Origin of the sequence: Marinobacter sp. SS13-12, from assembly GCF_030227115.1 — a bacterium.
Classification (GTDB): Bacteria; Pseudomonadota; Gammaproteobacteria; order Pseudomonadales; family Oleiphilaceae; genus Marinobacter.
Genome location: NZ_JASSUA010000002.1, coordinates 530,733 through 544,634, shown reverse-complemented (window position 1 = coordinate 544,634; position 13,902 = coordinate 530,733). Strand labels below are relative to the sequence as shown.

At 57.6% G+C, this 13,902-nt stretch carries 14 protein-coding genes; all 14 read right to left on the bottom strand.

Annotated elements, in window-relative coordinates:
* Window positions 1–52 precede the first annotated feature (52 nt).
* Window positions 53–730: a ribonuclease HII gene (rnhB, locus tag QPL94_RS15510; RefSeq protein WP_285358591.1), complete on the bottom strand. Its 678-nt coding sequence runs from the start codon at window positions 728–730 to the stop codon at window positions 53–55.
* Window positions 727–1,911, bottom strand: coding sequence for a lipid-A-disaccharide synthase (gene lpxB, locus QPL94_RS15505; RefSeq protein WP_285358590.1), 1,185 nt, complete (start codon window positions 1,909–1,911; stop codon window positions 727–729). The genes rnhB and lpxB overlap by 4 nt, the downstream gene beginning before the upstream one ends.
* Before the next feature lie 19 nt (window positions 1,912–1,930).
* The gene (gene lpxA, locus QPL94_RS15500; RefSeq protein WP_285358589.1) at window positions 1,931–2,722 is read right to left on the bottom strand and encodes an acyl-ACP--UDP-N-acetylglucosamine O-acyltransferase; all 792 of its coding nucleotides are present in this window, start codon (window positions 2,720–2,722) and stop codon (window positions 1,931–1,933) included.
* Window positions 2,722–3,159, bottom strand: a complete 438-nt coding sequence (gene fabZ, locus QPL94_RS15495) for a 3-hydroxyacyl-ACP dehydratase FabZ (protein ID WP_137437926.1) — start codon at window positions 3,157–3,159, stop codon at window positions 2,722–2,724. The genes lpxA and fabZ overlap by 1 nt, the downstream gene beginning before the upstream one ends.
* A gap of 14 nt (window positions 3,160–3,173) precedes the next feature.
* Window positions 3,174–4,199, bottom strand: coding sequence for a UDP-3-O-(3-hydroxymyristoyl)glucosamine N-acyltransferase (lpxD, locus tag QPL94_RS15490; RefSeq protein ID WP_285358587.1), 1,026 nt, complete (start codon window positions 4,197–4,199; stop codon window positions 3,174–3,176).
* Between the two features lie 51 nt (window positions 4,200–4,250).
* Window positions 4,251–4,748: an OmpH/Skp family outer membrane protein gene (locus QPL94_RS15485; RefSeq protein WP_137437818.1), complete on the bottom strand. Its 498-nt coding sequence runs from the start codon at window positions 4,746–4,748 to the stop codon at window positions 4,251–4,253.
* A 50-nt stretch (window positions 4,749–4,798) separates the two neighbouring features.
* Entirely contained in the window at window positions 4,799–7,117 is a 2,319-nt protein-coding gene (gene bamA, locus QPL94_RS15480; protein ID WP_285358586.1) for an outer membrane protein assembly factor BamA, read from the bottom strand.
* 43 nt (window positions 7,118–7,160) lie between these two features.
* Window positions 7,161–8,510, bottom strand: a complete 1,350-nt coding sequence (rseP, locus tag QPL94_RS15475; RefSeq protein ID WP_285358585.1) for an RIP metalloprotease RseP — start codon at window positions 8,508–8,510, stop codon at window positions 7,161–7,163.
* A 48-nt stretch (window positions 8,511–8,558) separates the two neighbouring features.
* Complete coding sequence (gene ispC, locus QPL94_RS15470) at window positions 8,559–9,752, bottom strand: 1-deoxy-D-xylulose-5-phosphate reductoisomerase (protein ID WP_285358584.1); 1,194 nt, start codon at window positions 9,750–9,752, stop codon at window positions 8,559–8,561.
* Window positions 9,746–10,585: a phosphatidate cytidylyltransferase gene (locus QPL94_RS15465; RefSeq protein ID WP_285358726.1), complete on the bottom strand. Its 840-nt coding sequence runs from the start codon at window positions 10,583–10,585 to the stop codon at window positions 9,746–9,748. The genes ispC and QPL94_RS15465 overlap by 7 nt, the downstream gene beginning before the upstream one ends.
* 22 nt (window positions 10,586–10,607) lie before the next feature.
* Window positions 10,608–11,378: a polyprenyl diphosphate synthase gene (uppS, locus tag QPL94_RS15460; protein ID WP_285358582.1), complete on the bottom strand. Its 771-nt coding sequence runs from the start codon at window positions 11,376–11,378 to the stop codon at window positions 10,608–10,610.
* A gap of 75 nt (window positions 11,379–11,453) precedes the next feature.
* Window positions 11,454–12,011 (bottom strand): ribosome recycling factor, encoded by a 558-nt coding sequence (gene frr / locus QPL94_RS15455; protein ID WP_285358581.1) that lies wholly within the window; start codon window positions 12,009–12,011, stop codon window positions 11,454–11,456.
* Window positions 12,012–12,053: 42 nt separating this feature from the next.
* Window positions 12,054–12,782: a UMP kinase gene (gene pyrH, locus QPL94_RS15450; RefSeq protein WP_285358580.1), complete on the bottom strand. Its 729-nt coding sequence runs from the start codon at window positions 12,780–12,782 to the stop codon at window positions 12,054–12,056.
* A gap of 175 nt (window positions 12,783–12,957) precedes the next feature.
* Complete coding sequence (tsf, locus tag QPL94_RS15445; RefSeq protein ID WP_285358578.1) at window positions 12,958–13,827, bottom strand: translation elongation factor Ts; 870 nt, start codon at window positions 13,825–13,827, stop codon at window positions 12,958–12,960.
* Between the last annotated feature and the right edge of the window lie 75 nt (window positions 13,828–13,902).

Genomic DNA, 13,902 nt, shown 5'->3' with positions numbered 1-13,902 from the left:
GAGGCAACCCCCGATCAACGTGCGCGTATAGTAAGGATCCGCTGGCAGTCTGTCAATCGATATTTTCAAAGAGATCGGAAGGATACAACAGTTCGTCGGCGGAACCCGTGCTGATCATGCCGACCGCCTCTATGGCTTCCTGAACCGGCCTGAATGAACGCCGGTGCTGGGTAGTGGCCCCCAGCCTGCCGAGTGCTTCCAGGTGCACTGGCGTGGGATAGCCCTTGTGGCTGGCAAATCCGTAGTGGGGATAAGTTTCGTGAAGTGTTGCCATCTCCCGGTCTCGGGTTACCTTGGCGAGTATTGAGGCCGCGCTGATGGCTTCCACCCGGCTGTCGCCCTTTATCACCGGCTCCGATGGCCAATGCCAGTTCGGGCAGCGGTTGCCGTCCACCAGCACGTATTCGGGGGGGATATGAAGCCCGGCTACCGCCCGCTCCATCGCCACCATGGTGGCATGGAAGATGTTCAGGCGGTCGATCTCGTCGGCTTCACAGCGGCCAAGGCTCCAGGAAGCGGCGCGTTCGATGATCTGTTCGTACAGGGCCTCACGGCGTTTTTCTGTCAGCTTTTTCGAGTCCGCCAGGCCCGGTATCGGCTTTTCCGGATCCAGTATCACGGCCGCTGTGACCACGGCGCCTACCAGCGGCCCGCGGCCGACCTCGTCCACGCCGGCCAGCAGCCGGCCCTGATAACGGCACTCAAAGGGTGGTAGCGGTCTTTTGCTCATGGCTGCTTACCTTCGATCAATGCTGAAAGAGCAGTTGCTGCCTGCTCGTCAGCATTCTGCCGTAACTGTTCATGCAGGTGGGAGAAGGCTTCGGTGAGGCGGGCGCGTTCGGTTTCGTTTTCCAGGCGCTCGAGAACGGCTTCGCCCAGGGTCTCTGGTGTGGCGTCATCCTGCAGAAATTCCGGCACCAAAGGCTCACGGGCAAGCAGGTTGGGCAGCGCCACGTGGGGCACCTTCACCAGCCGCGATACCAACGCAAAACTGAGGCCGCTTAACCGGTACCCGACGACCATGGGCTTCTTGAGCAACATGGCTTCGAGCGTTGCGGTTCCGGAGGCCAGCAGGACCACATCCGACGATGCCATCACTTCCCGCGAACGGCCACGCACAATGGTCACCTCCAGCTTCACATCCAGGGCCTCCACCAGCGCCCGGACCTGCTGCTCCCGCTCCCGGTTGACGCACGGAATCACCAGTTGCAGGTCAGGACGTTTGCCCTGGATCCAGCGTGCGGCTTCCAGAAACAGGGTGCCAAGGCGTTCAACCTCCCCTCCCCGGCTTCCGGGCAGGATGGCCAGCACAGGTGCGTCGTCGCGCAGCCCCAACGCCTTGCGGGCGCCGGCGGTATCCGGCGTCATCGGGATTCTGTCTGCCAGGGGGTGGCCCACAAAGGCCACGGGAATGTTGTGCTCTTCGTAGAATCGCGCTTCGAAGGGAAACAGCGTCAGCATGAGGTTGACGGATTTGGCAATCTTGAAGATACGCTTCTGGCGCCAGGCCCAGACCGAGGGGCTGACATAGTGGGCGGTGAGCATGCCGGCATCACGGCATCGCCGTTCAATGCCCAGGGTAAAATCCGGGGAATCGATGCCGATCACCACATCCGGCGGCGTTGCCAGCAGATAGTCCATCAAACGGGCACGAATGCTGAACAGCTCACGGATGCGGCCAAGCACTTCCACCAGCCCCATAACGGAAAGCCGTTCCATGGGCACCAGCGAGTGAAAGCCTTCAGCCACCATTTCCTCGCCGCCAATGCCCACGAAACGGGCATGAGGATATCGGTGCCGGAGCGAGCGAATCAGGCCCGCGCCGAGGATATCGCCGGAGGCTTCTCCGGCCACGATGGCAAAGGTGACTTTGCGGGTACTGATTACGGGATTTTCGGGATGGTCCGTCACCGGGATAGCCGCTCCCTGGTCAGCGGATAATGCCGCGGTCTGCAACACGAAGAGATTCAATCAGAGGCTGCACTTCGGGGATATCGGAATAGGCTTTTTCCAGTTCCACTACCGCCTGTTCGGTGGTCAGGCCCTGACGATAGATGACCTTGTAGGCGCGCCGAAGAATCAGCAGAACTTCCTTGCTGAAGCCACGGCGCCGCAGTCCTTCCACGTTCATGCCGAATGGCTGGGCGGACTGGCCACTGGCCATGATGTAGGCAGGAATGTCTTTGAGTACGATGCTTCCGCCGGCGCTCATGCTGTGGGTGCCGATGTGGCAGAACTGATGGACCATGGTGCCGCCGCCAAGGATGGCATAGTCACCTACCGATACATGCCCGGCCAGAGTGGCACAGTTGGCCAGGATGGTGTTGTCACCAATGATGCAGTCATGGGCAACGTGAACGTAGGCCATCAGCAGGTTGCCGCTACCAATGCTGGTTTCACCCCGGTCCTGGACAGTCCCCCGGTGAATGGTGCAATTTTCACGGATGGTATTGTCGTCGCCAATCACCAGCGTGGTCGGCTCGCCCGCGTACTTCTTGTCCTGGCACTCCTCACCCACACTGGAGAACTGGAATATGCGGTTATTGCGGCCAATTCTGGTGGGGCCCTTGATCACCACATGGGACATGATTTCGGTACCTTCACCGATCTCCACATCCGGGCCAATATAGCTCCAGGGACCAACAACGACGTTGTCAGCCAGCCTGGCAGACGGATCAACGATCGCCTGAGGATGGACTCCCGACCATTCTTTTGTCGCCATCAGACTTCTCTCTCAGCGGTCAGTATTTCTGCCACACAGACGACTTCGTCATCTACCAGTGCGCGGCACTCGAATTTGTAGATTCCACGTTTACCCGAGATCATCCGGGATTCCAGGCACAGTCTGTCCCCCGGCACAACCGGGCGTTTGAAGCGCGCCTTGCTGGAACCAGCGAGGTATTGTACCACGCCATCCGACGGCTTCCGGCCAACCGTCAGGAAGCCGAGAATGCCCGAGAGTTGCGCCATGGCTTCGATAATAAGCACGCCCGGCATAATGGGATTGTTTGGAAAGTGGCCGTTAAAAAATGGCTCGTTCAGGGAAATGTTCTTGTATCCCTTGATGAACTGCCCTTTTTCCGACTCGGTCACCCGGTCAACCAGCAAAAAGGGGTAACGGTGGGGCAGGTATTCCATGATGTCTTTGATGTTCATAATCATCAGTAACGGCCTCAGCCTTCTATTTTCTTTTCCAGTTCTTTTAGCCGACGCGCCATGGCATCGAGCTGACGAAAACGCACGGCATTCTTGCGCCATTGCCGGTTGGTGTCGGCACTGGTTCCCGATGAATACACGCCAGGTTCCGCTATATCATTCGAAACCAGGGTCATGCCCGTCAGGTGTACCTGATCACCAATCGTCAGATGGCCTGCCACTCCCGACTGGCCACCGAAGACGCAATGGCTGCCGACCCGGGTGCTGCCGGCAATTCCAACCATTGCCGCCATGGCGCTGTGATCACCAATACTCACGTTATGTGCTATCTGAATGAGATTATCGAGCTTCACACCATTGCCAATGACGGTGTCGTCGAGCGCACCGCGATCAATCGTGGTATTCGCCCCGACTTCAACATCATCGCCAAGGACTACCCGGCCAAGTTGCGCGATCCGGTGCCAGGCGCCTTTTTCATTGGCAAACCCGAAGCCGTCCGAACCGATAACTGCACCACTCAGAATATGACAACGCTTGCCCAGCACAATGTCGTGAGCAAGGGTAACGCGCGGGCGCAGCACTGAATGTTCACCAACCGTGCAGCGGGCGCCAATGATACTGCCGGCACCGATCACCACGTGGTCACCAATAACCGCCTCGGCCTCGACAACGGCCTGTGGCCCGATACTGGCGCTTTGCGATACCTGCGCTGACGGGTCAACCACCGCAGACTTGTGAACACCAGGCCGTGGTACAGGCGCAGGATCAAACCAGTGGCTCAGACGAGCATATCCAAGGTAAGGATTGTCCAGTAACAGGACATTGGTAGAGCACTGATCAGCGACCGATGGAGAGACGATAACCGCCGAAGCCCTGGTGTCTGCAAGATAACGTGCGTAGGAGGGATTAGCCAGGAATGCGATCTGGCCCGGAGCCGCCGCCTGAAGCGTGGCAATCCCGCCGATGTCGGTATCGGGATCGCCCCTGAGTTCCGCCCCAAGCTCAGAGGCAATATCGCCCAGCCGGTATGAACGCTTAGTCATTATCAGCTCCACAAGGTTTTTCCGGGCTGGCCATTACCAGTCCCGCCGTTATCAGCGGTCCAGCTTCTCCAGCAGCTCTTCCGTCAGATTCATGTCGGGCTTGACGTACACAACGGCCTCACTGGGTAGAATCAGGTCGAGATCATGCTCGTCCAGCAATTCCTTGACGGCTGCATCCACTTCCGGGCGGGCGTCTTCCAGAAACTGCTGTTTGCGGTTTGCCACAGTGGAATCCAGGCGCTGCTTGAGAAAGTTGAACTCCTTGACCTTTTCCTGGAATTCGGCGGTCATTTTGGTGCGTTCAGACTCATTCATCATGGCGCCGTCTTTCTCCAGGCGCGCCTGCAGATTTCGGGCGGCCTCCTGAGCCTCCCTGACCTTTGCTTCCTCAGCGGAAAAATCCCGCTGCATCTGCTCACTGAATGCTTTTGCATCTTTGGACGAGAACAGTGCCTGGCGCAAATCAACCACGCCAATACGAGTTTCAGCTGCAACCGTGGTGGTTGCCATCAGAGCAGCCAACAATACTGCCATGGACAATCGGAACATGTTATTTCTCCTGTTTTTCAATTATTACCGCGTTTCCGTTCGCTCTCTGATCAGAATGTCTGCCCCAGGGAGAACTGGAATATCTGGGTATCGTCGCCACTCTTGTCGTTCAGAGGTTTGGCAAGACTGAATGCCAGCGGACCAACCGCTGTGATCCACTGGAATCCTACACCAGCCGACAGCCGGACTTCATCCAGAGCCGGGTCAAAGTTGCGGTCAGCGTCAAACACCTGCCCCGCATCCACGAAGAACGCCGTTCTCATTGAGCGGGTATCGCCGGCAAACGGCGTGGGGAAGATCAGCTCAAGACTGCCCTCCGTCAGCAGGCTGCCGCCGAACGGGTCCGGGTCAGAGAAGTCGTTGGGCGCATTTGTGGCCCGAGGCCCCAGAGAGTTTGCCTCATATCCGCGCACCGAACCATAACCGCCGGCATAGAAGTGCTCGTAAAACGGCATCACTGTTCGTCCGCTGTATCCATCACCATAGCCGATTTCTGAACGTGCGCGGAAGACCCAGGTCTGGTTCTCATTGAACGGCTGATAGAACTCGGTTTTCTGGTTCACTTTATAGAACGTAAGGTCACTGCCGGGCACGGCAATATCCGTGGACAGGGAAACGCTGTAACCATCAGTCGGCAGAACGCCCCGGTTCAGAGTACTGCGGCGCCATGAACCGAACAGGAAGTAGTTGTTGAAGTCGTTACCTTCTTCGTCGATAAAGGTGCGCACTTCCTCGGAGGTAAACGCGCCCTCCTTGACCTTGGAGAGAGTATAACCAAGACCAAAGTTCAGCCGGGTGACGTTGTCGGTGGGGTACCCGAAAGTGACCCGGCCGCCATACTCATCCAGCAGGTAGGATGAAATATCCTGCTCTTCGAAATCGGTTTCACGGGCGAACACGCTGAAGCCCCGGCTTACGCCGTCCACGGTGTAGTAAGGATCCAGGTAGGAGAAGTTGGCGCTCTTGATGGAGTCGCTGACATTTACGCCAAAGGATACCCGCTTACCGCTGCCGAAGAAGTTGTTCTCGGACACGTTGGCCCCGAGGATAACGCCGGAAGCCTGGGAGAAGCCAACAGACGCCGAGAGGCTGCCCGTTGCCTGCTCCGCCACCGAGTAGTTGACGTCTACAAGGTCGTCGGTACCGGGGACCGGAACCGTCTCCACATCCACGGTCTGGAAGAAACCAAGCCGCTCCAGTTGTGTTTTGGAAAACTCGATTCTGTCTGTTGACGCCACACCGCCTTCCATCTGGGTCATTTCCTGGCGCAGCACGTCGTCTCTTGTGGAAACGTTGCCATCAAAATTGATGCGCCGGACGTAGGCCCGCTTGCCGGGTTCCACAAAGAAGGTGACTGATGCGGTGTCATCCTCGCCTGGCTCCGGCACGGCGTTTACGCTGGCAAAGGCATAACCTTCACGGCCGAGACGCCTGGACAGCGACTCGGAAATCGCCGTCATGCGGGAACGGGAAAATACGTCACCCTCTTCAATGGGGATAAGCTCGCGCAGCTCTTCCTCATCAACGATGAGCTCGCCACGCAGATTGACGTCGGAAACCGTGTATTGGGGCCCTTCATTCAGGGAGATCGCAATGAACACCTGCTTCTTGTCAGGCGAGATGGACACCTGGCTGGATTCGACGTTGAAGTCGATATAGCCACGATCAAGATAGAAAGACCGCAGGGACTCCAGGTCGCCGCTCAGGCGCTCTCGGGCGTACTTGTCGGAGTTGGTGATGGAGTTCCACCAGCTGGTGGTTCTCAGCTCGAACAGATCCAGCAGGGTTTCATCGTCGAAGGCGTCGTTGCCAACAATGTTGAGATGCTGAATGGCTGCCACTGTGCCTTCATTGATATCCAGCCGGATGGCAACCCGATTGCGCGGGAGATCTTCGGCCGTTGCCTTTACGCGGGCGTTGTAACGGCCCTGACTGATATAAGACCGCAGAATCTCCAGTTCCAGCCGCTCCAGGGTGGCGCGGCGAAACACCTGGCCTTCCTGCAGGCCGGCACCGGACAGCGCGTCCATCAGCATGTCGGTTTCGATGTTCTTGTTGCCATCAATGTCGATGGAGGTGATTGATGGCCGCTCCTTGACGGTCAGGATCAGCACACCACCGTCCCGGCTCGCCTCGATATCGGTAAACAGCCCGGTACGAAACAGGTCCTTGATGGCGGAAGCCAGTTCAACTTCATCAACAGGCTCGCCGATGGATACGGGAAATGCAGAGAATACCGTTCCTGCGGATACCCGCTGAAGGCCTTCTACCTCAATGTCAGATACGGTGAATTCATCAGCCAGAGCCGGTTTCATGGCGGAAGTGGCGATTGCCAGACCTACAGCTAAACCCAGAAAAGAACGTCTCATTCAATAATTTCGCCTGTTGATGCGCGTAAGGAGTTCGCAATTCTCACAACCGCATCAGGTCGTTGTAAAGTGCAAACACCATTAATGTGAGGATCATTGCCATACCAATACGTAACCCGAAAGCCTGTGCCTGTTCGGAAAGCGGCTTTTTACGGATGGCTTCGATGGTGTAATAGACAATATGCCCACCATCCAGAACCGGTACTGGCAACAGATTCAGCACCCCGAGGCTGACACTGAGGTAGGCAAGAAAACGTACAAAATCTTCAAAGCCGGAACTTACACTGGCTTCGGCTATCCTTGCAATGGTAATCGGGCCACTAAGGTTAGAGGGAGACAGCAGCCCGGTCACCATTTTTTTGATAGCAACCAGGGTCAGCCGGGTGTCACCCCAGGTTTCGGATACGGCGTTGGGGATCGCGGCCAGGGGCCCGTAGCTGACATCCCGCAGCACTTCATCGGGCCATGTCACTTCACTGACGCCGGCCCCCACAAGCCCGGTAACCGTGCCGTCGTCTGCCTTGTTTTCTGCAGGTGTTACCACAATCTGCTGAGTGCGGCCGTCACGCTCAACCGTTAGCTCCAGTGGTGTTTCGGGGGCTTCCCGAATAAACGAGACCAGCTCGAACCAGTCAGACACCGGTTCTCCATCTACCGCAACCACCCGGTCACCGGACTTCAGGCCCGCAGCTTCAGCCCTTCCTCCAGCGACAATCTGTCCCAGGACAGGCGGTACATCCGGCCGCCAGGGCGTGACGCCGAATTCACCCAAAGGGTTAGGGTTCTCGTCATTGAGGCGCCATCCGTCCAGGGACCCTGTCAGCGTGCCCCGGCTTCCGTCACGGGAGACATCAATGGTTATTTCACCGAACTCGCCGGTCCGCTCAAGCAGGCGCATGTTCACGTCACGCCAGGACGTTACCCGGTGCCCGTCAACCTCGTGGATTTCCATACCAGAGGCGAGCCCCACGCGGTCAGCAACGCTGCCCTCGTTAACCTCTCCGATGATGGGCGCGACGGTGGTGAAACCCACTACGCTGAGCAGCCAGTACGCAAATATGGCAAACAGGAAGTTGGCCACCGGGCCGGCCGCTGCAATGGCTATGCGTTTTGACGGCGGCTTGGAGTTGAAGGCCAGATGCTTCTCGTCCTCAGGTACCGGCCCTTCCCGCTCGTCCAGCATCTTTACATAGCCACCAAGCGGAATGGCGGCAACCGCAAACTCGGTACCCTGGCGGTCGTACCAGGAGAACAATGGCTTGCCAAAACCCACCGAAAAACGCAGCACCTTTACCCCACAGCGCCGCGCCACCCAGAAGTGACCGAACTCATGAAGGGTTACCAGAATGCCCAGCGTCAGTACCAGCGCCAGTATGGTTTCAACTATCTGCATAGTGTTCTCTGTTGAGTTTGATCAGCCCGCCCGCCGGGCCCGCCTGAATCAGACAGCCCGCCCCAGGATCTGTTCCCGGGCCAGGGCGCGGGCTTCGGCATCCTTGGCAAAGATGGTTTCGAAACTGTCGGCCGGCACAACCTCGGTGGCCGCCAGGGTCTGCTCAATGATAAAGGGAATGTCGGCAAAACCCAGTTTACCAGCAAGAAACGCTGCCACCGCCTCTTCATTCGCCGCATTCAGTACAGCTGGCGCGGTTCCGCCCTGCTGAAAAGCCTCGGCAGCAAGCCGCAGGCAGGGAAAGCGCTCAAGATCGGGCCTTTCGAAATTGAACTGCCCGATACGGAAAAGATCCAACGGTGCCACCCCGGCGTCGATTCGCTCAGGCCAGGCCAGGCCGTTGGCAATCGGCGTGCGCATGTCGGGGCTGCCGAGCTGGGCAAGCACGGAGCCATCGGCGTATTCAACCATGGAGTGAATGATGCTTTCCGGATGCACATGCACTTCGATCATTTCCGGCGTGGTATTGAACAGCCAGCAGGCCTCGATTAATTCCAGCCCTTTATTCATCAGTGTTGCCGAATCCACCGAGATTTTCTGGCCCATGGACCAGTTGGGATGCGCACAGGCCTCTGCCGGCAACACATGACGCAGCGCCTCGGCAGAATGGGTACGGAAAGGGCCACCCGATGCCGTCAGCAGAATGCGGGTGATGCCTGCGCTGCCAGTATTGCGGATTTTGTCGGGGGGCATGCACTGAAAAATCGCATTGTGCTCGCTGTCGATTGGCAGCACTTCCGCCCCGGAGGCAGCGACCGCGTCCATGAACAGCTTGCCGGACATCACCAGCGCTTCCTTGTTGGCCAGCAATACACGCTTGCCAGCCCGCACAGCCGCCAATGTGGGTGGCAGGCCGGCCGCGCCAACAATCGCGGCCATCACGGTATCGGCTTCGGCATCTGCCGCCACCTGGCCCAGCGCTTCATTACCACTGAGAACGGTTACCGATGGCAGATCTGAAAGTACCTCGATTAACGCCCGGGCGGCTTGCTGATCCGCCATCACCGCATAGCGGGGGCGAAATTCATGGCACAGTTCCGCCATGCTCTCGACACTGGTACTAGCGGTCAGCGCATGCACCGCAAAACGATCCGGATGCCGGCGGACGACGTCCAGCGTATTCAGGCCTATGGAGCCTGTTGCACCCAGTATCGTTATGGATCGCTTCACAGGGGTCACCATTGCCCCGTGGTCAGCCAACCAAGCAGCGTAACAAGCAGCGCGAATACAGGAATGGCTGCCGTCAGGCTGTCGATTCTGTCCATGATGCCACCGTGGCCCGGCAACAGCTGGCTGCTGTCTTTGATGCCGCGGAAACGTTTGAGCATGCTTTCAAGCAGGTCGCCCAGCACCGAAACAGCACCGGTCACCAGGCTGGCGATAACCAGCAGACCAGACTGGGCCACGGTTGCCGAGGCCAGCGTGCTGATAATGACCGCGAACACGGCAACAGCCACCAGGCCACCCCATACACCGGCCCAGGACTTGCCAGGACTGACCCGTGGCGCAAGCTTGGCCTTGCCGAAAGCACGGCCAGAGAAATAGGCACCAATATCCGCTACCCACACCACGCAGAAAACGTAGAGAATCACCAACAGGCTGTTGGTGATTTCACCAAACTCAAAGCCGCCGGTGCGGATATGGTTGAGCCCGACCCAAGCGGGAACCAGTACCAGAAGCCCCATGATAGCCCGGGCCGGCACACTGCCCCAGCGCTCGGAACCGGCCGGATAGCGTCGCACCAGCAAAAAACACAGAACCCACCAGAACAGGGCCAGCCAAAGAACAGCCACGGCCGGTACATTCAGCAGACCATAGAGAACCGCAGCAACCACCAGGGCATAGGCTATACGGGCCGCAGGCGCCACTATGCCGGACATATTGGCCCACTCCCAGGCGCCAATCGTGATGATAGCACCGGTAAACAGGGCGAAGCCCAGGGGCGGCAGGAAGAAAATGCCGCCGATGGCAATAGGCGCCAGTATCAGCGCGGTAATAATACGGGTTTTAAGCACGGTATCGTTCGCTATCTTGTCGTTATTGTTCCGATGACACGCTGGCGATCTGGTCATCGGTCTGACCAAATCGGCGTTTCCGGCCCGCATACGCCTGTAGCGCCTGGCTCATTTCCTGTTCACGGAAATCCGGCCAGTAAACAGGAGAGAAATACAACTCGGTGTAAGCCAGGTGCCAGAGCATGAAATTGCTGATGCGTTGCTCACCTGCCGTCCTGATCATCAGGTCGGGCATGGGCAAATCGCCAATGGAGAGGTGCTGCTGTATCAGGTCGTCGGTGATATCCGAAGGCGCCAGCTCACCCTTGCGAACCTTCTCGGCCACTTTGCGGCTGGCCTGGGTGATATCCCAGTGGCCACCGTAGTTTGCGGCTATGACAAGAGTCATCCGGGTATTGTCACGGGTGAGCTCTTCGGCACGGTTCATGTGTTCCTGAAGGTTCGCACTGAAGGCCGAGCGGTCGCCGATAATGCGTAGGCAGATATCATTGCGATGGAGCTTTTTCACTTCCCGCTCCAGGGCAAACAGGAACAGACGCATCAGCGCCGATACTTCGTCCTCGGGGCGGCGCCAGTTCTCACTGGAGAACGCGAAAAGTGTCAGTACCTCCACCCCTTCCCGGGCACAGGTTTCCACCACTGACCTGACGGCCTTCACACCGGCCTTATGGCCGGCAACGCCCTTCAACCGCCGGGCTTTGGCCCAGCGGTTGTTTCCATCCATAATAATGGCCACATGCCGGGGCTGGCTGCCAGCCGCTACCGGAATCTCTGCGGATACACTTTCCGTCATGCAATCCCCTGTCCAGCCAGCACCCGGCAACGGTGCCGATGCTGACTGATCGTGTTGCTGAAATTGACCAGCTGCTCAGACAGCCATCAGGTCCTCTTCCTTGGCCTTTAGCTGCTTCTCGATATCGGCGATATAGCGGTCGGTCAATTTCTGGATTTCATCCTCACCGTGGCGCTCTTCGTCTTCGTTGATTTCCTTTTCTTTCAGCAGTTCTTTCAGCGCGCTGTTGGCATCCCGACGCGCGTTGCGGACGGAAACCTTGCCATGTTCCGCATCTGCCCTGGCCTGCTTGACCATTTCCTTACGGGTTTCTTCGGTCAGCATCGGCATGGGAATACGAATGACTTCACCGTTGTTCGACGGGTTGAGGCCCAGATCCGACATCATGATCGCTTTCTCGATCTTCGGTAGCAGCGGCTTTTCCCAGGGCGAAACAGACAAAGTACGGTTGTCTTCCACGTTCACGCTACAAACCTGCTTCAGCGGTGTCTCCTGGCCGTAATAATCAACCATCACGCTGTCCAGAATGGAGGGGTGGGCACGACCGGTACGGATCTTGTTGAAAGCCGAGTTCAGGGACTCAAGGCTTTTCTTCATCTTCTTTTCGGCATCAGCTTTAATATCGTCAATCACTGCAGCATCCTCGGATTCGTTGTTCAAAATGTCCCAATCAGATTACTCAATCAATGTGCCTTCAGATTCCCCGGTGACAATCCGGGTCAGCGCCCCAGCCCGGTTCATATCGAAGACCCGAAGGGGCATGCCATGGTCCCGGGCAAGGCAGATGGCGGTCAGATCCATCACGCCCAGTTTCTTGTCCAGCACTTCATCGTAAGTGAGGTGCTCGTACTTTTCCGCGGTCGGGTCTTTGTAGGGGTCCGCGGAGTAAACACCATCAACCTTGGTGGCTTTCAGCACGGCATCAGCTTCAATCTCGATGCCACGCAGACAAGCCGCTGAATCGGTTGTAAAAAACGGATTTCCCGTCCCCGCACAGAAGATCACCACGTCGCCGTCTTTCAGATCACGCACGGCGCGGCGGCGGTCGTAATGTTCAACAATACCACTCATGGGGATGGCAGACATAACCCGGGTACGAATGTTGGAACGCTCAAGGGCATCGCGCATGGCCAGCCCGTTCATCACGGTTGCCAGCATTCCCATGTGGTCGCCCGTCACCCTGTCCATGCCGGCAGCATTCAGTGCAGCACCCCGGAACAGGTTACCACCACCGATCACCAGGCCAACCTGGACACCAATGCCGATCAGGGAGCCAATATCCAGCGCCATACGATCAAGCACTTTGGGGTCAATACCAAAACCATGGTCGCCCACCAGGGCTTCGCCACTGAGCTTGAGCAGAACACGCTTGTATCTGGGCTGGGTATTGGACGACTTCGGCATGAGGATCCCCTTCTTTGTGTCTGGCTTGGTGTCTGGCAGGACAAGCTTGTCAGGCTTGTATCTGACATACTCCTCGTAAAAAGGGGTATCTCAGATACAAGCCCGCCACGAGAGCCGGACTACTCCAGCCAACGTGGCAGACTCGAACGGTGCGTCAGCGCACCTGTCAGAAGGATCAGGACTTACCGGTGCCCGCTGCAGCAGCGACCTCGGCAGCGAAGTCCACTTCTTCCCTCTCAATACCTTCACCGACTTCCAGACGAACAAAGCTGGCCAGATCGGCGCCGTTTTCCTTGATCAGCTGACCGACAGTCTGGTCAGGATTCTTGACGAACGGTTGCTCGACCAGGCTGTTTTCCGCCAGGAACTTCTTGATGCGGCCGCCCATCATCTTCTCGACGATTTCGGCAGGCTTGCCTTCCATGTCCGGCTGGGCCTTGATCACGGCCTTTTCTTTCTCGAGTTCGTCGGCCGGCATATCTTCCGGCTTGCCAACCCGTGGGTTAACAGCGGCAACGTGCATGGCAACGTCCCGTGCAACTTCCGGATCACCAGCGGTGAGGGCCACAACAGACGCAATCTTGTTGGTGCTGTGTACGTAAGCGCCCACAACCGGGCCTTCCACACGCACGATGCGACGAACGGTGATGTTCTCGCCGATCTTCTGAACCAGCGCTTCACGCTTGGCTTCCAGATCGCCTTCCATCAGTTCGGCAACGTCGGTCTTGCCGTTTTCGAAGGCAACATTCAGAACGTCGTTGGCGAAATTCATGAAGTTGTCATCACGGGCAACGAAGTCAGTTTCGGAGTTCACTTCCAGGATGTAGGCGACAGTGTTGTCGTCAGACACCTTGATCAGGGAAACACCTTCAGCGGCGGTACGGCCCGCTTTCTTGGCAGCCTTCAGACCGGAAGACTTGCGCAGCTCTTCAATTGCAGCGTCAACGCTGCCTTCAGCCTCTACCAGTGCTTTCTTGCACTCCATCATGCCAAGGCCCGTGCGCTCACGGAGCTCTTTGACCATTGCGGCAGTAATTGCAGCCATGTTCATTCCTCTTAACTGTTCCAATCCAAATTCTGTACCGGTGTGCCCGGCGGTAAACCACGGGCACACCCTACA